The sequence below is a fragment of the Streptomyces parvus genome (genome assembly GCF_014648875.1).
GTDB classification, from domain to species: domain Bacteria; phylum Actinomycetota; class Actinomycetes; order Streptomycetales; family Streptomycetaceae; genus Streptomyces; species Streptomyces parvus.
On record NZ_BMRY01000019.1, the window covers coordinates 1 to 18,108 of the forward strand.

At 70.9% G+C, this 18,108-nt stretch carries 15 protein-coding genes; 14 read left to right on the forward strand and 1 reads right to left on the reverse strand.

Annotation, left to right across the window (positions count from 1 at the left end; all coding sequences use genetic code 11):
• Positions 1-137: 137 nt before the first annotated feature.
• Positions 138-1,286, reverse strand: coding sequence for a PucR family transcriptional regulator (locus IE140_RS34650; protein WP_150197010.1), 1,149 nt, complete (start codon positions 1,284-1,286; stop codon positions 138-140).
• 191 nt (positions 1,287-1,477) lie between these two features.
• On the opposite strand from IE140_RS34650, the gene IE140_RS34655 reads away from it, so the two are divergent.
• The 14 genes from IE140_RS34655 to IE140_RS34715 all read left to right on the forward strand — a co-directional run bounded on the left by IE140_RS34655 (position 1,478) and on the right by IE140_RS34715 (position 18,105).
• Positions 1,478-2,404 carry a proline dehydrogenase family protein gene (locus IE140_RS34655; protein ID WP_088572859.1) on the forward strand — a complete coding sequence of 309 codons (927 nt, stop codon included), beginning with the start codon at positions 1,478-1,480 and terminating at the stop codon, positions 2,402-2,404.
• A gap of 53 nt (positions 2,405-2,457) precedes the next feature.
• Positions 2,458-4,089 (forward strand): L-glutamate gamma-semialdehyde dehydrogenase, encoded by a 1,632-nt coding sequence (gene pruA / locus IE140_RS34660; protein WP_032783883.1) that lies wholly within the window; start codon positions 2,458-2,460, stop codon positions 4,087-4,089.
• Between the two features lie 247 nt (positions 4,090-4,336).
• Positions 4,337-5,404 carry a S1 family peptidase gene (locus tag IE140_RS34665; RefSeq protein ID WP_189461030.1) on the forward strand — a complete coding sequence of 356 codons (1,068 nt, stop codon included), beginning with the start codon at positions 4,337-4,339 and terminating at the stop codon, positions 5,402-5,404.
• Between the two features lie 184 nt (positions 5,405-5,588).
• Positions 5,589-6,137, forward strand: coding sequence for a GNAT family N-acetyltransferase (locus tag IE140_RS34670; RefSeq protein ID WP_150198424.1), 549 nt, complete (start codon positions 5,589-5,591; stop codon positions 6,135-6,137).
• A 339-nt stretch (positions 6,138-6,476) separates the two neighbouring features.
• Entirely contained in the window at positions 6,477-6,605 is a 129-nt protein-coding gene (locus IE140_RS36485; RefSeq protein WP_010056400.1) for a hypothetical protein, read from the forward strand.
• Between the two features lie 127 nt (positions 6,606-6,732).
• Positions 6,733-7,776 carry a 3-isopropylmalate dehydrogenase gene (locus tag IE140_RS34675; protein WP_150198421.1) on the forward strand — a complete coding sequence of 348 codons (1,044 nt, stop codon included), beginning with the start codon at positions 6,733-6,735 and terminating at the stop codon, positions 7,774-7,776.
• Positions 7,777-8,031: 255 nt separating this feature from the next.
• The gene (locus tag IE140_RS34680) at positions 8,032-9,135 is read left to right on the forward strand and encodes a branched-chain amino acid aminotransferase (RefSeq protein WP_030714822.1); all 1,104 of its coding nucleotides are present in this window, start codon (positions 8,032-8,034) and stop codon (positions 9,133-9,135) included.
• Positions 9,136-9,300: 165 nt separating this feature from the next.
• Positions 9,301-10,332 (forward strand): agmatine deiminase family protein, encoded by a 1,032-nt coding sequence (locus IE140_RS34685; protein WP_189461033.1) that lies wholly within the window; start codon positions 9,301-9,303, stop codon positions 10,330-10,332.
• A gap of 50 nt (positions 10,333-10,382) precedes the next feature.
• Positions 10,383-10,997 (forward strand): TetR/AcrR family transcriptional regulator, encoded by a 615-nt coding sequence (locus tag IE140_RS34690; RefSeq protein ID WP_150193718.1) that lies wholly within the window; start codon positions 10,383-10,385, stop codon positions 10,995-10,997.
• Between the two features lie 308 nt (positions 10,998-11,305).
• A complete protein-coding gene (gene cimA, locus IE140_RS34695; protein ID WP_150193719.1) occupies positions 11,306-12,913 on the forward strand; it encodes a citramalate synthase in 1,608 nt (535 codons plus the stop codon).
• A gap of 301 nt (positions 12,914-13,214) precedes the next feature.
• Positions 13,215-14,189, forward strand: a complete 975-nt coding sequence (locus IE140_RS34700; RefSeq protein WP_100561670.1) for a LacI family DNA-binding transcriptional regulator — start codon at positions 13,215-13,217, stop codon at positions 14,187-14,189.
• 86 nt (positions 14,190-14,275) lie between these two features.
• On the forward strand, positions 14,276-15,952 hold the full coding sequence (locus tag IE140_RS34705; protein ID WP_150193720.1) for an ABC transporter substrate-binding protein: 1,677 nt from the start codon (positions 14,276-14,278) through the stop codon (positions 15,950-15,952).
• A gap of 42 nt (positions 15,953-15,994) precedes the next feature.
• Positions 15,995-17,128, forward strand: a complete 1,134-nt coding sequence (locus IE140_RS34710) for an ABC transporter ATP-binding protein (protein ID WP_032780540.1) — start codon at positions 15,995-15,997, stop codon at positions 17,126-17,128.
• Entirely contained in the window at positions 17,125-18,105 is a 981-nt protein-coding gene (locus IE140_RS34715; protein WP_150193721.1) for an ABC transporter permease, read from the forward strand. Before IE140_RS34710 ends, IE140_RS34715 begins: the two co-directional genes overlap by 4 nt.
• Positions 18,106-18,108 lie beyond the last annotated feature (3 nt).

The following is an 18,108-nucleotide window of genomic DNA, read 5'->3' on the forward strand; positions in this document are numbered from 1 at the left end:
GCCTGGCACGCACGCTCGCTGCGTTACCGAAATGCCCTGGTAGCTCCGCTACAAGACCATTCCGGCGCCTTGCGATCGCACGCACCAGACGCCGCGCGGCCGCCCTTCGGGCGACGACGGCAGTTTGACGACAGGACCTAGAGCCGCGCCCGCTTCACCGCCATGTGCAGCAGCAGCCGGTCCTCCCCGTCGTTCAGGTCGAGGCCGGTGATCTGCTGGATCCGGGAGAGCCGGTAGTACAGCGTCTGGCGGTGGATGCCCAGGGCGGCGGCCGTCCGGCTCGCCTGGCCCGCGCAGTCCAGGAACACCTCCGTCGTGTGTGCCAGCTCCCGGTGCAACGGGGTCAGCAGGGAGGCGATGGCCGGGTCCCCGGGGTCCGTGCCGGTGCCCGGGAGCGCCGTCAGCAGGCGGTACGGGCCGATCGACGACCACCGGGCGACCGGGCCGAGACGGGGTTCGGCCCGGGCCGCGCGGGCCGCCGCCGTCGCCTCGCGCCAGGAGACCGGCAATGTGTCCAGGCCCCGGCGCGGCGTGGCGATCCCCCCGGTGACGGCCGGGTCCGCGCCGGTGCGCAGCCGGTCCGCGGCGCTCAGGGCCGGGTCCAGGCGGTCCGGCGAGCGCAGCCGGACGAGCGCGGCCAGCGACAGGGGCCCGGCTCCCCCCGGCGCGGGGACCGTCGCCAGCGCGGCCGCCGACGCCACGCCCCGTACCGACGGGGTGTCGTCGGCCCACGGCGTCACGCACACCACCGTGTGCAGCCCCTCCGCGTCCCGGCCCAGGGCCTCGCCCAGCGCGGCGACGGCGGTGTCGTGCTGCCGGCCGGGGCCCGCCGTGAGCACCGCGCCGAACTCCCGCGAGAGGTCCGCGCCCGCCCGCGCCTCGTCGAAGAGCAGCGCCCCGATCCGGGCGGCCACCTCCATGGCGGCGGCCAGCTGCTCCTCGGTCGGGCCCGGGTCCGCGTCGAGCAGCCAGACGTAACCGAGGACGACACCCCGATGGCGTACCGGAAGGCAGATGCGATCCCGGAACACCCCGGCCTCGGGTGCGGCGGGGATGCGGACGGGCCCGGTGGCCCGGGTGATGCCGAACCCCTCGAACCAGGCGCGGACGGCGGGCGTGGAGCGGCGGGTCAGGATCGAGCGGGTGCGGACCGGGTCCATGGCCGTGTCGTCGTCGCTGTCGTGGGCTCCGAAGGCGACCAGGCCGAAGTCGCGGTTCTCCAGGGTGGCCGGGGCGTCGAGGAGGGAGGAGATCTCGTCGACCAGTTCCTGGTAATCGCCTGTCACCCGGCCATTCTGCACCCCTTCGCGGCCTTCCTCATACAGATGTCTGAGATGGCGGCCGCGGATGCGTGACAGGTGTCGATGGCACAGCCCGCACGGGGTACCTAGATTTCACAGTGGTTATCCGTGCCGTACCGGTTCGTTCATGTTCGTACCGTTACGGCCCCTCGTCCGTACATTCGTGGAGGTGCCCCGTGCTGGGTCCCGTGATTCTCGCCGCATCGCGCAGCGACAAGATGCGCCGGTTCATCTCGGCCGCGCCCGGCACCAAGCAGGTCGTCGACCGCTTCATCGCCGGCGAGACCGTCGACCAGGTCGTCCCGATCGTCGAGGACGCCGCGGACAAGGGCCTGGAAGTCACGCTCGACGTCGTCGGCGAGGACATCACCACCCCCGCGCAGGCCGAGGCCGCCCGCGACGCCTACCTGGAGCTCATCGAGCGCCTGAAGGTCCTGGACCTGGGCCCGCGCGCCGAGATGTCCGTCAAGCTGTCGATGTTCGGCCAGGCGCTGGAGAACGGCCACGAGCTGGCCCTCGCCAACGTCCGCCCGGTCGTCGAGGCGGCCGCCGCCATCGGCACCACGGTCACCCTGGACGCCGAGGACCACACCACCCTCGACTCGATGTTCGCCATCCACGAGGAGCTGCGGAAGGACTTCCCGCAGACCGGCTGTGTCATCCAGTCCTACCTCTTCCGCACCGAGGACGACGCCCGCCGCCTGGCCGAGGCCGGCAGCCGCGTGCGCATCGTGAAGGGCGCCTACAAGGAGCCCGCCTCCGTCGCGTACCAGGACAAGGCCGAGATCGACAAGGCGTACGTCCGCATCACCCGGATCCTGATGGAGGGCGAGGGCTACCCGATGATCGGGTCGCACGATCCCCGTCTCATCGCCATCGCCCAGGAGCTGGGCCGCCAGGCCGGGCGCAAACTGGACGAGTACGAGTTCCAGATGCTGTACGGCATCCGCAGCGACGAGCACGTCCGGCTCGCGGCCGAGGGCCACCGGATGCGCGTCTACACGGCGTACGGCACCGACTGGTACGGATACTTCATGCGCCGCCTCGCGGAGAAGCCGGCCAACCTGCTGTTCTTCGGCCGCTCGATCCTCACCAAGGGCTGAGCGGCCCCCGGGCTGACCCACACCCCCGCCGACATCAAGGAGACAAGGCACTCATGGACGCCGTCACCCAGGTCCCCGCGCCGGTCAACGAGCCGGTCCACTCCTACGCGCCCGGCTCCCCGGAGCGAGCCCGCCTGGAGGTGAAGCTCAAGGAGCTCGCCGACAACCCGATCGACCTGCCGATGACCATCGGCGGCGAGAAGCGGATGGGCGGCGGCGAGCGGGTCAACGTCGTACAGCCGCACAACCACAAGGCCGTCATCGGCACCTTCGCCGGGGCCACCGAGCAGGACGCCCAGGACGCCATCGACGCGGCCCTCGCCGCCGCTCCGGCCTGGCGCGCGATGTCCTTCGACGACCGCGCCGCGATCATCCTGCGCGCCGCCGAGCTGCTCTCGGGCCCCTGGCGCGAGACGCTGGCCGCCTCCACGATGCTCGGCCAGTCCAAGACCGCCCAGCAGGCCGAGATCGACACCCCCTGCGAGCTCATCGACTTCTGGCGTTTCAACGTGCACTACGCGCGCCAGATCCTCGCCGAGCAGCCCCCGGCCAACTCGCCGGGCGTGTGGAACCGCATGGACCACCGCCCGCTGGAGGGCTTCGTCTACGCGATCACGCCGTTCAACTTCACGGCCATCGCGGGCAACCTCCCCACCGCCCCCGCCCTCATGGGCAACGTCGTGGTGTGGAAGCCGTCCCCGACGCAGACCCACGCCGCCGTGCTGCTGATGCAGCTCCTGGAGGAGGCCGGGCTGCCCAAGGGCGTCATCAACCTGGTCACCGGTGACGGCATCGCCGTCTCCGAGGTGGCGCTGAACCACCGCGACCTGGCCGGTATCCACTTCACCGGCTCGACCCCCACCTTCCAGCACCTGTGGAAGACGGTCGGCAACAACATCGCCAACTACCGCACCTACCCCCGGCTCGTCGGCGAGACCGGCGGCAAGGACTTCGTCGTCGCGCACCCCAGCGCCGACCGCGCCATCCTGAAGACCGCGCTGACCCGTGGTTCGTTCGAGTTCCAGGGCCAGAAGTGCTCCGCGTCCTCGCGGGCGTACGTCCCGGCCTCCATCTGGAACTCCGGCTTCAAGGAGGAGTTCGCGGCCGAGGTCGACGGCATCACGATGGGTGACGTCACCGACCTGAGCAACTTCATCGGGGCCGTCATCGACGACCGCTCGTTCGCCAAGAACAAGGCCGCGATCGACCGCGCCAAGTCCGACCCGACCTGCACGGTCATCGCGGGCGGCACCTACGACGACTCGGTGGGCTACTTCGTCCGCCCGACCGTCATCGTGTGCACCGACCCCGAGAACGAGGTCTTCACGACCGAGTACTTCGGCCCGATCCTCGCGATCCACGTCTACGAGGACGAGAACTACGACGCCATGCTCGCGCAGATGGAGTCGGTCTCCGACTACGCGCTGACCGGCTCGGTCATCGCGGGCGACCGCGCGGCCGCCGCGTACACGATGGACAAGCTCCGCTACGCCGCGGGCAACTTCTACATCAACGACAAGTCGACCGGCGCCGTCGTCGGCCAGCAGCCCTTCGGCGGCGGCCGTGCCTCCGGCACCAACGACAAGGCGGGCGCCCCGCAGAACCTCCAGCGCTGGACCCTGACCCGGGCCATCAAGGAGACGCTGGTCCCGCCGACCGACTACACCTACCCCCACCAGGGCTGACGCCCTCCCGGGGCGCCGCAGCACGACGCCCCGGACCGGGGCCTCCGGCACGGAGGCCCCCCTGAGCACCGCCCCCCGACCGGCCCCCCTGCCGGCCGGGGGGCGGTTTCCATGTGCGGGGGCATGCGGGCTCGCTCGTGCGGAGGCCCAACGGCCCCCGGGTCACGCGGTCTTGTGGTTTAGGTAATGAGCATGTCAAATTCCTTCTCGGTACGTCCCCACACGTCACCCGAGAAGGAGTTCCCCCATGAGACGCAACTCCCGCGCGCGCCTCGGCGTTTCCCTGCTGCTCGTCGCCGGCGCCCTCGGCCTCGGAGCCGCCCCCTCCACTGCCGCGGACGCCCCCGCCGCCGCCCCCTCGGCGATCCCCGCCCCGTCCGCGTACGCCCTCGACGCCAAGGTCGACCGCGCGCTCGGCGCCGCCACCGCAGGAACCTACCTCGACGCGAAGACCGGAAAGCTGGTCGTCACCGTCACCACCGACCGGGCCGAGGAGCAGGCCCGCGCCACCGGCGCCACCGTCCGCCGGGTGGCCCGCAGCGCCGCCCAGCTCGACGCCGCCATGGAGACCCTGGAGGCCGAGGCGAAGATCACCGGCACCTCCTGGGGCATCGACCCGCGCACCAACAAGGTCGCCGTCGAGGCCGACTCCTCCGTCTCCGCCCGGGACATGGCCCGCCTCGAAGCCGTCGCCGAACGGCTCGGCGGTGCGGTCGACATCCAGCGCGTCCCCGGTGAGTTCCGCCGCGAGGTGCTGGGCGGCGGCGCGATCTACGGCGGCGGCAGCCGCTGCTCGGCCGCCTTCAACGTCACCAAGGGCGGGGCCCGTTACTTCGTGACCGCCGGGCACTGCACCAACATCTCCGCCAACTGGTCGGCCAGCTCCGGCGGTTCGGTCATCGGGGTCCGGGAGGGCAGCAGCTTCCCGACCAACGACTACGGCATCGTCCGCTACACCGACGGCTCCTCGCCCGCCGGAACCGTCGACCTCTACAACGGCTCCACCCGCGACATCACCTCCGCGGCCAACGCCGTCGTGGGCCAGGCGATCCAGAAGAGCGGCTCCACGACCAAGGTGACCTCCGGCACGGTCACCGCCGTCAACGTCACCGTCAACTACAGCGACGGGCCTGTCTACAACATGGTCCGCACCACCGCCTGCTCGGCCGGCGGAGACAGCGGCGGCGCCCACTTCGCCGGATCCGTCGCCCTCGGCATCCACTCCGGCAGCTCCGGCTGCTCGGGCACCGCGGGCTCGGCCATCCACCAGCCGGTCACCGAGGCGCTCTCCGCGTACGGCGTGACGGTGTACTGAGCCACCGGCGCTCCCGTACGACGGTGAAGACCGGCCGAGCCACGCCCCGTACGGCGTGACGGCCGGCCGAGCCGCCGGCGCTCCCGTACCGCAGTGAACCGATACCCGCCCGGACCGCCGTGCCCCCGGTCCGGGCGGGTTATCCATGTGCGCCCGCCGCAGCCCGGGCGCGAGGATGGGCCCCATGACCGAGCCCGCCGTGCGTACCGCCCCCACCTTCGAGCTGACCGCCGCCGAGCGTGCGGAGATCCGCGAACTGCTCGACACCGCCTTCGAGGGCGACTTCGCCGACGAGGACTGGGAGCACGCCCTCGGTGGCGTACACGCCCTGATCCGGGACGCGGACGGCCTCCTGATCGCCCACGGCTCCGTCGTCCAGCGCCGGGTCCTGCACGCGGACCGCTCCTACCGCGCCGGTTACGTCGAAGGCGTCGCCGTCCACGCCGACCACCGGCGGGGCGGCCTCGGCCACCGGATCATGGCCGCCCTGGAGCACGTCATCGACGCGGCCCACGACTTCGGGGCCCTCTCCGCCTCCGACGCGGGCGCGGCCCTGTACGCCGCGCGCGGCTGGCAGGTCTGGCCGGGCCGGCTCACCGCCCTCGGCCCGGACGGCCCGCTCCCGCTCCCGGAGGAGGAGGGCAGCACCTACGTCCGCCCGGCCGCCGGACACCCGCTGCCCGAGCCCGCCCACGCGCTGGCCTTCGACTGGCGGAACGGCGACCTCCTCTGAGCCGCCGGGCCGCTCGGAGCTGACGGGGCCGCTCGCGGACGGACTGCCTCCAGGGCTGTGACCTGCATCGATCCAATAAGCCGTCTCAGATAGTAGGAAGTCCGACTAACTGTGGAGACAGGACGGCCCGACTGTCCTAACTTGGTAGAAGCCGAACGCATCGCTCGATCGAGCGACCGGCGGATGGTGGCGCACGCCCGAAGCAGGTAACCCCTGCCGCGTACGCTCCCCGCCCCTTCCGGCACCTCGAAATCCGATCCCGTTCCCCACCACCGCGCGGCGCTGTGCTGCCCGCGCCGGTGCCACGCGATCTCAGGAATCTCAAGGAGTCGATCCATCATGGCCGAGACCACTGTCCGCCGCGTCCGTCACACCTCCCGCCAGGCCGAGGCCGAGCGCCGCAACGCCGCCGCCGCTCTCCAGCGCGCCCTGGACCGCCGCGACAACGGCGGCGAGACCGGCCACTGAGCCGGCGTCCCCGCAGCCGTATCCGCCCCTTCCGCCGCACCACCCACTCCACCCCGAACATCCTTGCGTCCGTCCATATGGTGGACGTCGGATGTCATGGGGTGGGACGCACCGTTAGGCTCCCGGCATGTCTCGCAGCATCGATCTCGCAGTGATCCCCGGTGACGGAATCGGCCAGGAAGTCGTGGCCCAGGGCCTCAAGGTCCTCAACGCTGTCCTCCCGCAGGATGTGAAGCTGGAGACCAAGGAGTACGACCTCGGCGCCCAGCGCTGGCACCGCACCGGCGACACCCTCCCGGACGCGGAGCTGGAAGCCCTCAAGAACCACGACGCCATCCTCCTCGGCGCGATCGGCGACCCGTCCGTGCCGTCGGGCGTCCTGGAGCGCGGGCTGCTGCTGAAGCTGCGTTTCGCCTGCGACCACTTCATCAACCTGCGCCCCTCCAAGCTCTTCCCGAACACCGCGACCCCGCTCGCCGGCCGCCCCGACATCGACTTCGTCGTCGTCCGCGAGGGCACCGAGGGCCCGTACACCGGCAACGGCGGCTCGCTGCGCACCGGCACCCCCGCCGAGGTCGCCACCGAGGTCAGCGTCAACACGGCCTACGGCGTCGAGCGCGTGGTCCGGGACGCCTTCGAGCGCGCGGCCGCCCGGCCCCGCAAGAAGCTGACGCTGGTCCACAAGAACAACGTCCTCGTCTACGCCGGCCACCTGTGGAAGAACACCTTCGACCGGGTCGCCGCCGAATACCCGCAGGTCAGCACCGACTACCTGCACGTCGACGCCGCGACGATCTTCTTCGTCACCCAGCCGGAGCGCTTCGACGTCATCGTCACCGACAACCTCTTCGGCGACATCCTCACCGACCTGGCCGCCGCCGTCACCGGCGGAATCGGCCTGGCCGCCTCCGGCAACATCAACCCGACGGGCGCGTTCCCGTCGATGTTCGAGCCGGTCCACGGCTCCGCCCCCGACATCGCCGGGCAGGGCAAGGCCGACCCGACCGCCACGATCCTCTCCGTCGCCCTCCTGCTCCGTCACCTCGGCTACGACACCGAGGCCGCGCGCATCGAGGACGCCGTCTCCGCCGATCTCGCGGAGCGCGACGGGGTCACTGCGCGTACGACCGACGAGATCGGCGACGCCCTCGCGGTACGCGTAGCGAGCTGACCCGACGACTCCACTTCGAAGCCGCCGGGTCGCATCAGCGCCCGGCGGCTTCTCCTGTGCGGCCCCCGGGTGCCACCATCGACCTCTGGACCGCATTCACACCATTTCGTGCACGGCCCCCCGCAAGTGATAATCGAACGCGGGGCCGTGGCTCGCGGTGAAGCTCGGACGTCCTAGGACCTGACCGGAAAACGTCGGGCCGAGGTGGCGTGAGCGCGGTCCATCACACACAAGACCGGTGAAGGACACGCACTCATGACGACGCCCACGATCGAGCTCAAGCCCTCCTCGAACCCGCTGTCCGACGCGGAGCGCGCGGCGATCCTGGCCAGCCCCGGATTCGGCCGGCACTTCACCGACCACATGGTGACCATCCGCTGGACCGAGGGCCGCGGCTGGCACGACGCCCAGCTGGTCCCCTACGGCCCGCTGTCGCTGGACCCGGCCAACATGACCCTGCACTACGCGCAGGAGATCTTCGAAGGGCTCAAGGCCTACCGCCAGCCCGACGGAACGGTCGCCTCCTTCCGCCCCGACGCCAACGCCCGCCGCTTCCAGCGCTCGGCCGCCCGGCTCGCCATGCCCGAGCTGCCCGTCGAGACGTTCATCGCGGCGTGCGACGCGCTGGTCCAGCAGGACAAGGCGTGGGTCCCGGCCCACGGCGGCGAGGAGTCCCTTTACCTGCGCCCGTTCATGATCGCCACCGAGGTCGGCCTCGGTGTGAAGCCGGCCAACGAGTACCTCTTCCTGGTCATCGCCTCGCCCGCCGGCGCCTACTTCCCCGGCGGCGTGAAGCCGGTCTCCATCTGGCTCTCCGAGAACCGCGTCCGCGCCGTCCCCGGTGGCATGGGCGACGCCAAGACCGGCGGCAACTACGCCGCCTCCCTCCTCGCCCAGGCCGAGGCCGCCGAGCACGGCTGCGCCCAGGTCGCGTACCTCGACGCGGTCGAGCACAAGTGGGTCGAGGAGCTCGGCGGCATGAACCTCTACTTCGTGTACGCCCAGGAGGACGGCTCGAAGAAGATCGTCACCCCGTCCCTCACCGGCTCCCTGCTCGCCGGCGTCACCCGCGACTCCCTCCTCAAGGTCGCCCAGGACCTCGGTTACGGCTCCGAGGAGGGCCGGGTCTCCATCGACCAGTGGCGCGACGACTCCGCGAACGGCACTCTCCTGGAGGTCTTCGCCTGCGGTACCGCCGCCGTCATCACCCCCGTCGGCCTGGTGAAGTCCGAGGGCGGCGAGTGGACCCAGAGCGGCGGTGAGCCCGGCGAGGTCACCATGAAGCTGCGGGAGCGCCTCCTCGACATCCAGCGCGGTGTCGTCGAGGACACCCACGGCTGGATGCACCCGCTCGGCTAGTCCCACCCGGGCCCCTCGAGAAGGCCGCACCGGCTCCGCTGCCGGTGCGGCCTTTTCCGTACCCGAGGCATTGAACGCTGCTCAAAGAATGGGCCGAAGTTCCTGTTGTATGGCGTGCCAACATGGTTAGAGTGGTGTTCTAAAGCAGTCGTCCCAGGAGCCCTCATGCCCACCACCCCCGCCCCCTTCCGCATGCCCCCCGAGTGGGCTCCGCACGAGCGCACCTGGATGGCCTGGCCGGGGCCCAACCCCACCTTCGCCTCCGCCGCCGAGCTGGCGGAGGCCCGCCGCGCCTGGGCCGCCGTCGCCCTGGCCGTACGCCGCTTCGAGCCGGTCACGATGGTGGTCGGGCCGGGCCAGGAGGAGGGGGCGGCGGCGCTGCTCGGGCCCGACGTCGAGCTGGTCGTGCGGCCGCTCGACGACGCCTGGATGCGGGACATCGGCCCCACCTTCGTCACCGACGGCCGCACGCTCGCCGCCGTCGACTGGACGTTCAACGGCTGGGGCGCCCAGGGCTGGGCCCGCTGGGAGAACGACCAGCACATCGCCCGGGCCGTCGCCGAGCTCACCGGCGTACCCGCCCACAGCTCGTCGCTCGTCAACGAGGGCGGAGCGATCCACGTGGACGGCGAGGGCACCGTCCTGCTCACCGAGACCGTCCAGCTCGGCAAGGAGCGCAACCCCGGCTGGAGCCGTGAGCAGGTGGAGGCGGAGATCCACGCCCACCTCGGCACCGAGAAGGCGATCTGGCTGCCGCGCGGGCTGACCGGCGACTACGGGACGTACGGCACGCTCGGCCATGTCGACATCGTCGCCGCCTTCGCCCGCCCGGGCACCGTCCTCGTCCACGTCCAGCCCGACCCGGCCCACCCCGACCACGAGGTCTCCCGCGAACTCCTGGCCGTCCTGCGCGCCGCCACGGACGCCAGGGGCCGCGCCCTGGAGGTCGTCGAGGTGCCCGCGCCCACCGTGCTGCGCGACGAGGACGGCGAATGGGTCGACTACTCCTACATCAACCACTACCTCTGCAACGACGGCGTGGTCCTCTGCGCCTTCGACGACCCGCGCGACGAGGAGGCCGCCGCGATCTTCCGGGACCTCTTCCCGGACCGTACGGTGACCCTCGTCGACGCCCGTACGATCTTCGCCGGCGGTGGAGGCATCCACTGCATCACCCAGCAGCAGCCGAAGATCTGACGCATCCCGGTCCTCAGAAGCCGAAAGCCGAAAGCCGAGAGCCCGCGCCCATGACCCCCGCACCCCGTCGCACCCACCACGCCGCCCCGCCCCGCGAGGACGTCCTCGCCGCCGCCATGGCCACCATCGCCGAGCGCGGGCTCGACGGGCTGACCATGGCCGGGCTCGGGCGGGACGTCGGGATGAGCAGCGGGCACCTGCTCTACTACTTCCGCACCAAGGACGAACTGCTGCTCCGGACCCTGGAGTGGAGCGAGAGCCGCCTCGGGGCCGAGCGCCGCGCCCTGCTCGCCCGGCCGGGAAGCGCCCGCGAACGGCTGGAGGCGTACATCGGCCTCTACCTCCCCGCCGGGCACCGCGACCCCCACTGGACGCTCTGGCTGGAGGTGTGGGGCCGCTCGCAGAACGCCGACGACGACGCCCGCGCCCGGCAGGCCGCCATCGAGGGCGCCTGGCACCGCGACCTGGTGGCGCTGCTCGCCGAGGGGATCTCGCGCGGTGAGTTCCGGCCGGTGGACGCCGACCGGTCCGCCGCCCGGCTGCGGGCGCTCCTGGACGGGTTCAGCATCCACGTCACCGTCGGGATCCCGGGGGCGGGCCGCGAGCAGGTGCTCGCCCAGGCGGCGGAGTTCCTGGACGAGACGCTGACCCCGGGCGCCGCGTGAAGATGCGACCGGCGTCACGACCGCATCCTGAGACACCGGCGTCAGGCGGCCCGTGCTGTGCGAGACTGCTGCCGTGTCCTCGTTCGTCATGATTATTGGCAGCAGGCGCGCCGGTCCGCAGTGACCGTCCCGTACCACCCCGTACGGCACGGCCACCGTGCCCCAGACCCGCGCGCAGACCTCTCGCACCCGCGAGGGGTTTTTTCGTTTTCCGGCCCGCACCCGGGTCGGAACGAGGCAAGCGGGATGATGGGGGCAAGTGGAACCCGATCGTCCGGATCCACTCATCCGACAGGAGCCAGATCAGCATGACCACCAAGGCCAACGCCACCGACGACAGTTTCCATGTCTTCGACACCACACTGCGCGACGGTGCTCAGCGTGAGGGCATCAACCTGACGGTCGCCGACAAGCTGACCATCGCCCGTCATCTGGACACCTTCGGTGTGGGGTACATCGAGGGCGGCTGGCCGGGGGCCAACCCCCGCGACACGGAGTTCTTCGCCCGCGCCCAGAAGGAGATCACGTTCGAGAACGCCCAGCTCGTGGCGTTCGGCGCGACCCGCAGAGCCGGTGGCAGCGCGGCCGACGACCCGCAGGTCAAAGCGCTCCTGAACTCCGGGGCCCCGGTGATCACCCTGGTGGCCAAGTCCCACGACCGCCATGTGGAACTGGCCCTGCGCACCACCCTGGAGGAGAACCTGGAGATGGTCCGGGACACCGTCTCCCACCTGCGCGAACAGGGCCGCCGGGTCTTCGTGGACTGCGAGCACTTCTTCGACGGCTACCGGGCCGACGCCGAGTACGCCAAGTCCGTCGTCCGCACCGCCCACGAGGCGGGCGCCGAGGTCGTCATCCTCTGCGACACCAACGGCGGCATGCTCCCCGCCCAGGTCCAGGCCGTCGTAGCCACCGTCATCGCCGACACCGGCGCCCGGCTCGGCATCCACGCCCAGGACGACACCGGCTGCGCCGTCGCCAACACCCTGGCCGCCGTCGACGCGGGTGCCACCCACGTCCAGTGCACGGCCAACGGCTACGGCGAACGGGTCGGCAACGCCAACCTCTTCCCCGTCGTCGCCGCCCTGGAACTCAAGTACGGCATGAAGGTGCTCCCCGAGGGCGCCCTCGCCGAGATGACCCGGATCTCGCACGCCATCGCCGAGGTCGTCAACCTCACCCCCTCCACCCACCAGCCGTACGTGGGCGTCTCGGCCTTCGCCCACAAGGCCGGGCTGCACGCCTCCGCGATCAAGGTCGACCCGGACCTCTACCAGCACATCGACCCGGAGCTGGTCGGCAACACCATGCGGATGCTGGTCTCCGACATGGCGGGCCGCGCCTCCATCGAGCTGAAGGGCAAGGAGCTCGGCGTCGACCTCGGCGACGACCGTGCCCTGGTCGGCCGGGTCGTCGAGCGGGTCAAGGAGCGCGAACTCCAGGGCTACACCTACGAGGCCGCCGACGCCTCCTTCGAACTCCTGCTGCGCGGCGAGGTCGAGAGCCGGGCCCGCCGCTACTTCCGCACCGAGTCCTGGCGGGCGATCGTCGAGGACCGCCCCGACGGCACCCACGCCAACGAGGCCACGGTCAAGCTCTGGGCCAAGGGCGAGCGCATCGTCGCGACTGCTGAGGGCAACGGCCCGGTCAACGCCCTGGACCGGGCGCTGCGTGTCGCCCTGGAACGGATCTACCCGCAGCTCGCCAAGCTGGAGCTGATCGACTACAAGGTCCGCATCCTGGAGGGCCGCACCGGCACCGAGTCCACCACCCGCGTCCTCATCACCACGGGCGACGGCACCGGCGACTGGGCGACCGTGGGGGTCGCCGAGAACGTCATCGCCGCCTCCTGGCAGGCCCTGGAGGACGCGTACACCTACGGACTGCTGCGCGCGGGCGTGGAGCCCACGGAGTAGCCCGCCACGGCCCCTTCGTCGTCTCGTCACCTTCGTCACCGAGCCGCCGCCCCTCGCCGGGCGGCGGCTCTCGTACGTTCCCCGGGCATTCAATAAATGAACGCACAACCCCGCATGCCCGCCCCGCAGATGAGACCCGCCCAATCTCGACGTGAAGTATTGACGGCCCTGTGTCGGCGCGGTTAACTCACGCCGCAACGCCGGTACCGGTTCCGGAACCGGTACCGAAGCACCTCCCCGCATGCCCGCGCCCTGCCCCCGCCTGCCCTCTTCCGCCCCGCCTGGCCCCCTGGAGGACCGGATGCGCGTCACCATCGCCGATGTCGCCCGTGAGGCCGGCGTCAGCAAGACGACCGTGTCCCGGGTCATCAACACCAAGGGCGAGGTGGACCGTGCCACGGCCGCCCGTGTTCGTGAAGTGATCGCACAGCTCGGCTACGTACCCAGCTCCGGCGCCGTCGGTCTCGCCCGCGGCTCCAGCCGTACGGTCGGCATGCTCGTGCCCTCGCTGACCTGGCCGTGGATGGGCGAACTGCTCCAGGGCGTCGTCGACACCGTCGAGGCCGCCGACTACGGGCTGCTGCTGTTCACCTGCAACCGCGGGGCCGAGTCCGTCCAGCGCTTCACCAGCCAGGTGTCCGCGCGCGCCTTCGACGGGCTCGTCGTCGTGGAACCCGAGAACACCCTCGGCCATCTCACCGAACTGCACCGCGACGGCCTGCCGATCGTGCTCATCGACGACCGCGGCCACCACCCCGAATTTCCCTCCGTCGTGACCACCAACCACGAGGGAGGCGCGTCCGCGGCCCGCCACCTGCTCGCCGCCGGACGCACCCGGCCCCTGGTCCTGACCGGCCCCCAGCACTTCGGCTGCGTACGGGACCGGCTGAACGGCTTCCGCTCCGTCCTGCCCACCGATCTGGTCGTCGAGGGGGACTTCACCGAACGCGGCGGCCGGCTCGCCGTCGAGGAACTCCTCGCGCGGGACGTCACGTTCGACTCGGTCTTCGCGCACAACGACATCAGCGCCGCGGGCGTGCTCCGCGCCCTGCGGGCCGCCGGACGCCGGGTCCCGGACGACATCGCCGTCGTCGGCTTCGACGACATCCCGATGGCCGAACACACCGAACCACCGCTGACCACCGTGCGCCAGCCCACCCGCCGCATGGGCGAGACGGCGGCCCGGATGCTGCTCTCCCACCTCGGCGGCACGCCCGTACCCGACGGACCGGCCGTGCTGCCCACCGAACTGGTCGTGCGCCACTCGGCGCCGTAACGGACCCGGCCGCCCGGCCGCGCCCCGCCTCGCACCTTCCGCCCGCCGGGATCTCTCACACCCGGCAGCCCCTTCCTGGAGTCGCCATGTCCGTACGCCGTCGCACCACCCTCAGAGCGGTCGCCGCAGCCACCGTCGTGGTGGCGCTCGCCGCCGGTTGCTCGAACGCCAACTCGGGCGCCAACAAGGGCGGCGGGGCCGCCGGTGTACTGACCCTCGGCAAGCCGGACGGGCCGCAGACGAACAACAGCAACCCGTTCCTGACGACCTCGGCCGGAGCGGTCCTCGGCTACCGGCACATGATCTACGAGCCGCTCGCGATGACGAACATGATCCGGCCCACCGAGAAGGCCGACCCCTGGCTCGCCACCGAGTGGGCCTGGGAGGACAACTTCACCAAGGTCACCTTCACCCTGGACGACCGGGCCAAGTGGGCCGACGGCAAGCCCCTGACCGCCGCCGACGTGGAGTTCACCTTCAACCTGCTGAAGAAGCACCCCGCCCTCAACGGCGACGGGGTGCCCTTCGACGGGGTCGCCGTCAAGGGCAAGCAGGTCGTCCTGACCTTCGAGGAGAGCCAGTTCGTCAACCAGAACAAGATCATTCAGACCTTCATCGTGCCCAAGCACATCTGGGAGAAGGTCGACAACCCGGAGACCTGGCCCAACCGCAACCCGGTCGGCTCCGGACCGTACAAGCTCAAGACGTTCACCCCGCAGACCACCACCCTGACCGCCACGCCCACCTACTGGAACGGAGACACGAAGGTCAAGGAGCTGCGCTACACCGCGTACAACGACAACAGCGCCGCCACCACCGCCCTGGCCACCGGCAAGATGGAGTGGTCCTTCGTCTTCATGCCGAACCACAAGCAGCTGTTCATCGACAAGGACCCCAAGAACCACCAGCTCTGGTTCCCCTCCGGCCTCGGCATCCACGGACTGTGGTTCAACACCACGCGCAAGCCCTTCGACAACCCGGCCCTGCGCAAGGCGATGGCGATGGTCGTCGACCGCAAGGCCATCCACATCCAGGCGCAGGCCACGCTCTACCCGGAGATCACGAACCCCACCGGCATCCCGCTCCCCGCCGGTGAGCCCTTCCTCGCCCCCGAGTACGAGAACGCCACCACCAAGCCCGATGTCGCCGGCGCCAAGAAGGTGCTCGCCGACGCCGGGTTCAAGCTCAGCGGCGGAGTGCTCAAGGACCCGAGCGGCAAGCCGGTGAAGCTCACCCTCACCGACCCGGCCGGGTGGAACGACTACATCACCGGGCTCGCGATCATCAAGGACAACATCAAGGAGATCGGCATCGAGGCCAAGGTCAAGACCCAGACCGCCGAGGCCTGGGGCACCGACGTGGCCAACGGCAACTTCGACGCCACCCTGCACTGGACCAACAGCGGCGCCACCCCCTACGACATGTACCAGAACATCATGGACGGGGCGATCGCCCAGCCCATCGGCAAGAGCTCCCAGGCGGGCAACTTCGGCCGCTTCAAGAACGCCGAGGCGACCGCCGCGCTCAAGGAGTACGCGAACGCCACCAACGACGCCGCCCGCACCAAGGCCCTCAACACCCTCCAGAAGATCTTCGTCGAGCAGGCCCCCATGATCCCGACGGCCGCCGCGCCCATCGGGGCCGAGTTCTCCACGAAGAACTGGATCGGCTGGCCCTCCGAGGCCAACCCCTACGCCCCGCCGCAGCACACCCAGCGGACCGCGCTGGAGATCGTGCTCAACCTCAAGCCCTCTTCCAAGTAGGCACGGGGAAAGACCGGACGGGAAGAAGACGGGAAACCGGCCATGACCAGCGATCAGCCCGAGCACGCACGGACCGGCTCCGCGACCCCGCGGACCGGCTCCGGGCCCGCGCCCACCGGCACCGACGTGGTGCTGGAAGCCCGCGGAGTCACCAAACACTTTCCCCTGCGCCGCACCGCCCGCGACCTGTTCGCCCGCGAGCGCCGCAGCGTCCACGCCGTCGACGACGTCTCGCTCCGGCTGAGACGCGGCACCGTCACGGCTCTGGTGGGGGAGTCCGGCTCGGGCAAGTCCACCGTCGCCCGCCTGCTGGCCCAGCTGTATCCGCTCACCTCGGGCGAGATACGGCTGGGCGGCGAGCCGGTGACCGCCGGTCGCGGCCGGTCCTTCCGCCGTTACGTACGCCGGGTCCAGCTGATCTTCCAGGACCCCTTCGCCTCGCTGAACCCCGTGCACACCGTGCGCTACCACCTGACCCGCGCCCTGAAGATCCACGGCCGGGCGGGCAGCGGGGAGGCGGAGCTGGAGGAGAACCTGGCCGCCCTGCTGAACCGGGTCCAGCTGACCCCGCCGCAGCAGTTCCTGGACAGGTTCCCGCACGAGCTGTCGGGCGGGCAGCGCCAGCGCGTCGCCATCGCCCGGGCGCTCGGCGCCGACCCGCAGGTCCTCCTCGCCGACGAACCCGTCTCGATGCTCGACGTATCGATCCGGCTCGGCGTCCTCAACCTCCTGCGCGACCTCAAGGAACGCCTGCACCTGGCGATCCTCTACATCACCCACGACATCGCCTCCGCCCGCTACTTCGCCGACACCACCCTCGTCATGTACGCGGGCCGGATCGTCGAGGGCGGCGACAGCGAGCGCGTCACCCAGCACCCCGCCCACCCCTACACCCAGCTCCTGATCGCCTCCGCGCCGGACCCGGACCGGATCGTCGCCGACGAGGAGCAGGAGGAGACCGGCACGGGTGAACCGCCCTCGCTGATCACCCCGCCCGCCGGCTGCCGCTTCCACCCCCGCTGCCCGCAGGCGATGGAGCGCTGCCGCACCGAACTCCCGCCGCGCTTCGACCTGCCGGACGGGCAGTGGGCGGCCTGCTGGCTGTACGACGGGGCGGCCGCGAACGGCACGGCACCGGCGGCGGACCGCGCGGCCGTGAAGGAGGCCACCCGGTGAAGTACCTCCTCCAGCGCCTCGCCTTCTACGCCGTCACCGCGTGGGCCGCGATCACCATCAACTTCCTCATCCCCCGCCTCATGCCGGGCGACCCCATCCAGGCCCTCCTCAGCCGCTACCAGGGGCAGCTCGACACCAAGGCCATCGACTCGCTCAAAGCCCTGTTCGGACTCGACGAACAGCAGTCGATGTGGCAGCAGTACACCGACTACTGGGCCCACCTCCTCGACGGCGACCTGGGCCTCTCCTTCACCTTCTTCCCCACCCCGGTCAGCGAGGTCATCGGCCAGTCCCTGCCCTGGACCCTGGCCCTGGTCGGCACGACCACGCTCATCAGCTTCGTCCTCGGCACCGGCATCGGCGTCTACAGCGGCTGGAAGCGCGGCTGCTGGCTGGACGGGCTGCTCCCGGTCACCACCTTCATCTCCTCCATCCCGTACTTCTGGCTGGGCCTCGTCGCCATCGCCGTGTTCGCCGAGAAGTGGGCGCTCTTCCCCAACTCCGGTGGCTACGACAACGCCCTGGTCCCGGCCTTCGACTGGCCGTTCATCTCCAGCGCCCTCTACCACGCGGTCCTGCCCGGCGTGACGATCGTGCTCAGCGCGGTCGCCGGCTGGATCCTCGGCATGCGGAACATGATGGTCACCGTCTCCTCCGAGGACTACGTGATGGTCGCCCAGGCCAAGGGGCTGTCCGAGCGGCGCGTGATGTTCGGCTACGCGGCCCGCAACGCGGTCCTCCCCAACATCTCCGGCTTCGCGCTCTCGCTCGGCTTCATCGTCGGCGGCACGCTGCTCGTCGAGATGGTCTTCACCTACCCGGGCATCGGCTTCCAGCTGCTCCAGGCGGTCGGCGCCAAGGACTACCCCCTGATGCAGGGCGTCTTCCTCATCATCACGCTCTCGGTCCTCGCCGCGAACCTGCTCGCCGACCTCGTCTACGCCGCCCTCGACCCCCGTACCCGGAAGGAGGCATAGGGC

Excerpts from the sequence above, each read along its gene's own strand:
- IE140_RS34705 (WP_150193720.1), top strand. The coding sequence starts at position 14,276 with ATGTCCGTACGCCGTCGCACCACCCTCAGAGCGGTCGCCGCAGCCACC.
- IE140_RS36485 (WP_010056400.1), top strand. The coding sequence starts at position 6,477 with ATGGCCGAGACCACTGTCCGCCGCGTCCGTCACACCTCCCGCCAGGCC.
- IE140_RS34690 (WP_150193718.1), top strand. The coding sequence starts at position 10,383 with ATGACCCCCGCACCCCGTCGCACCCACCACGCCGCCCCGCCCCGCGAG.
- IE140_RS34665 (WP_189461030.1), top strand. The coding sequence starts at position 4,337 with ATGAGACGCAACTCCCGCGCGCGCCTCGGCGTTTCCCTGCTGCTCGTC.
- IE140_RS34700 (WP_100561670.1), top strand. The coding sequence starts at position 13,215 with ATGCGCGTCACCATCGCCGATGTCGCCCGTGAGGCCGGCGTCAGCAAG.
- IE140_RS34675 (WP_150198421.1), top strand. The coding sequence starts at position 6,733 with ATGTCTCGCAGCATCGATCTCGCAGTGATCCCCGGTGACGGAATCGGC.
- IE140_RS34710 (WP_032780540.1), top strand. The coding sequence starts at position 15,995 with ATGACCAGCGATCAGCCCGAGCACGCACGGACCGGCTCCGCGACCCCG.
- cimA (WP_150193719.1), top strand. The coding sequence starts at position 11,306 with ATGACCACCAAGGCCAACGCCACCGACGACAGTTTCCATGTCTTCGAC.
- IE140_RS34680 (WP_030714822.1), top strand. The coding sequence starts at position 8,032 with ATGACGACGCCCACGATCGAGCTCAAGCCCTCCTCGAACCCGCTGTCC.
- IE140_RS34670 (WP_150198424.1), top strand. The coding sequence starts at position 5,589 with ATGACCGAGCCCGCCGTGCGTACCGCCCCCACCTTCGAGCTGACCGCC.
- IE140_RS34685 (WP_189461033.1), top strand. The coding sequence starts at position 9,301 with ATGCCCACCACCCCCGCCCCCTTCCGCATGCCCCCCGAGTGGGCTCCG.
- pruA (WP_032783883.1), top strand. The coding sequence starts at position 2,458 with ATGGACGCCGTCACCCAGGTCCCCGCGCCGGTCAACGAGCCGGTCCAC.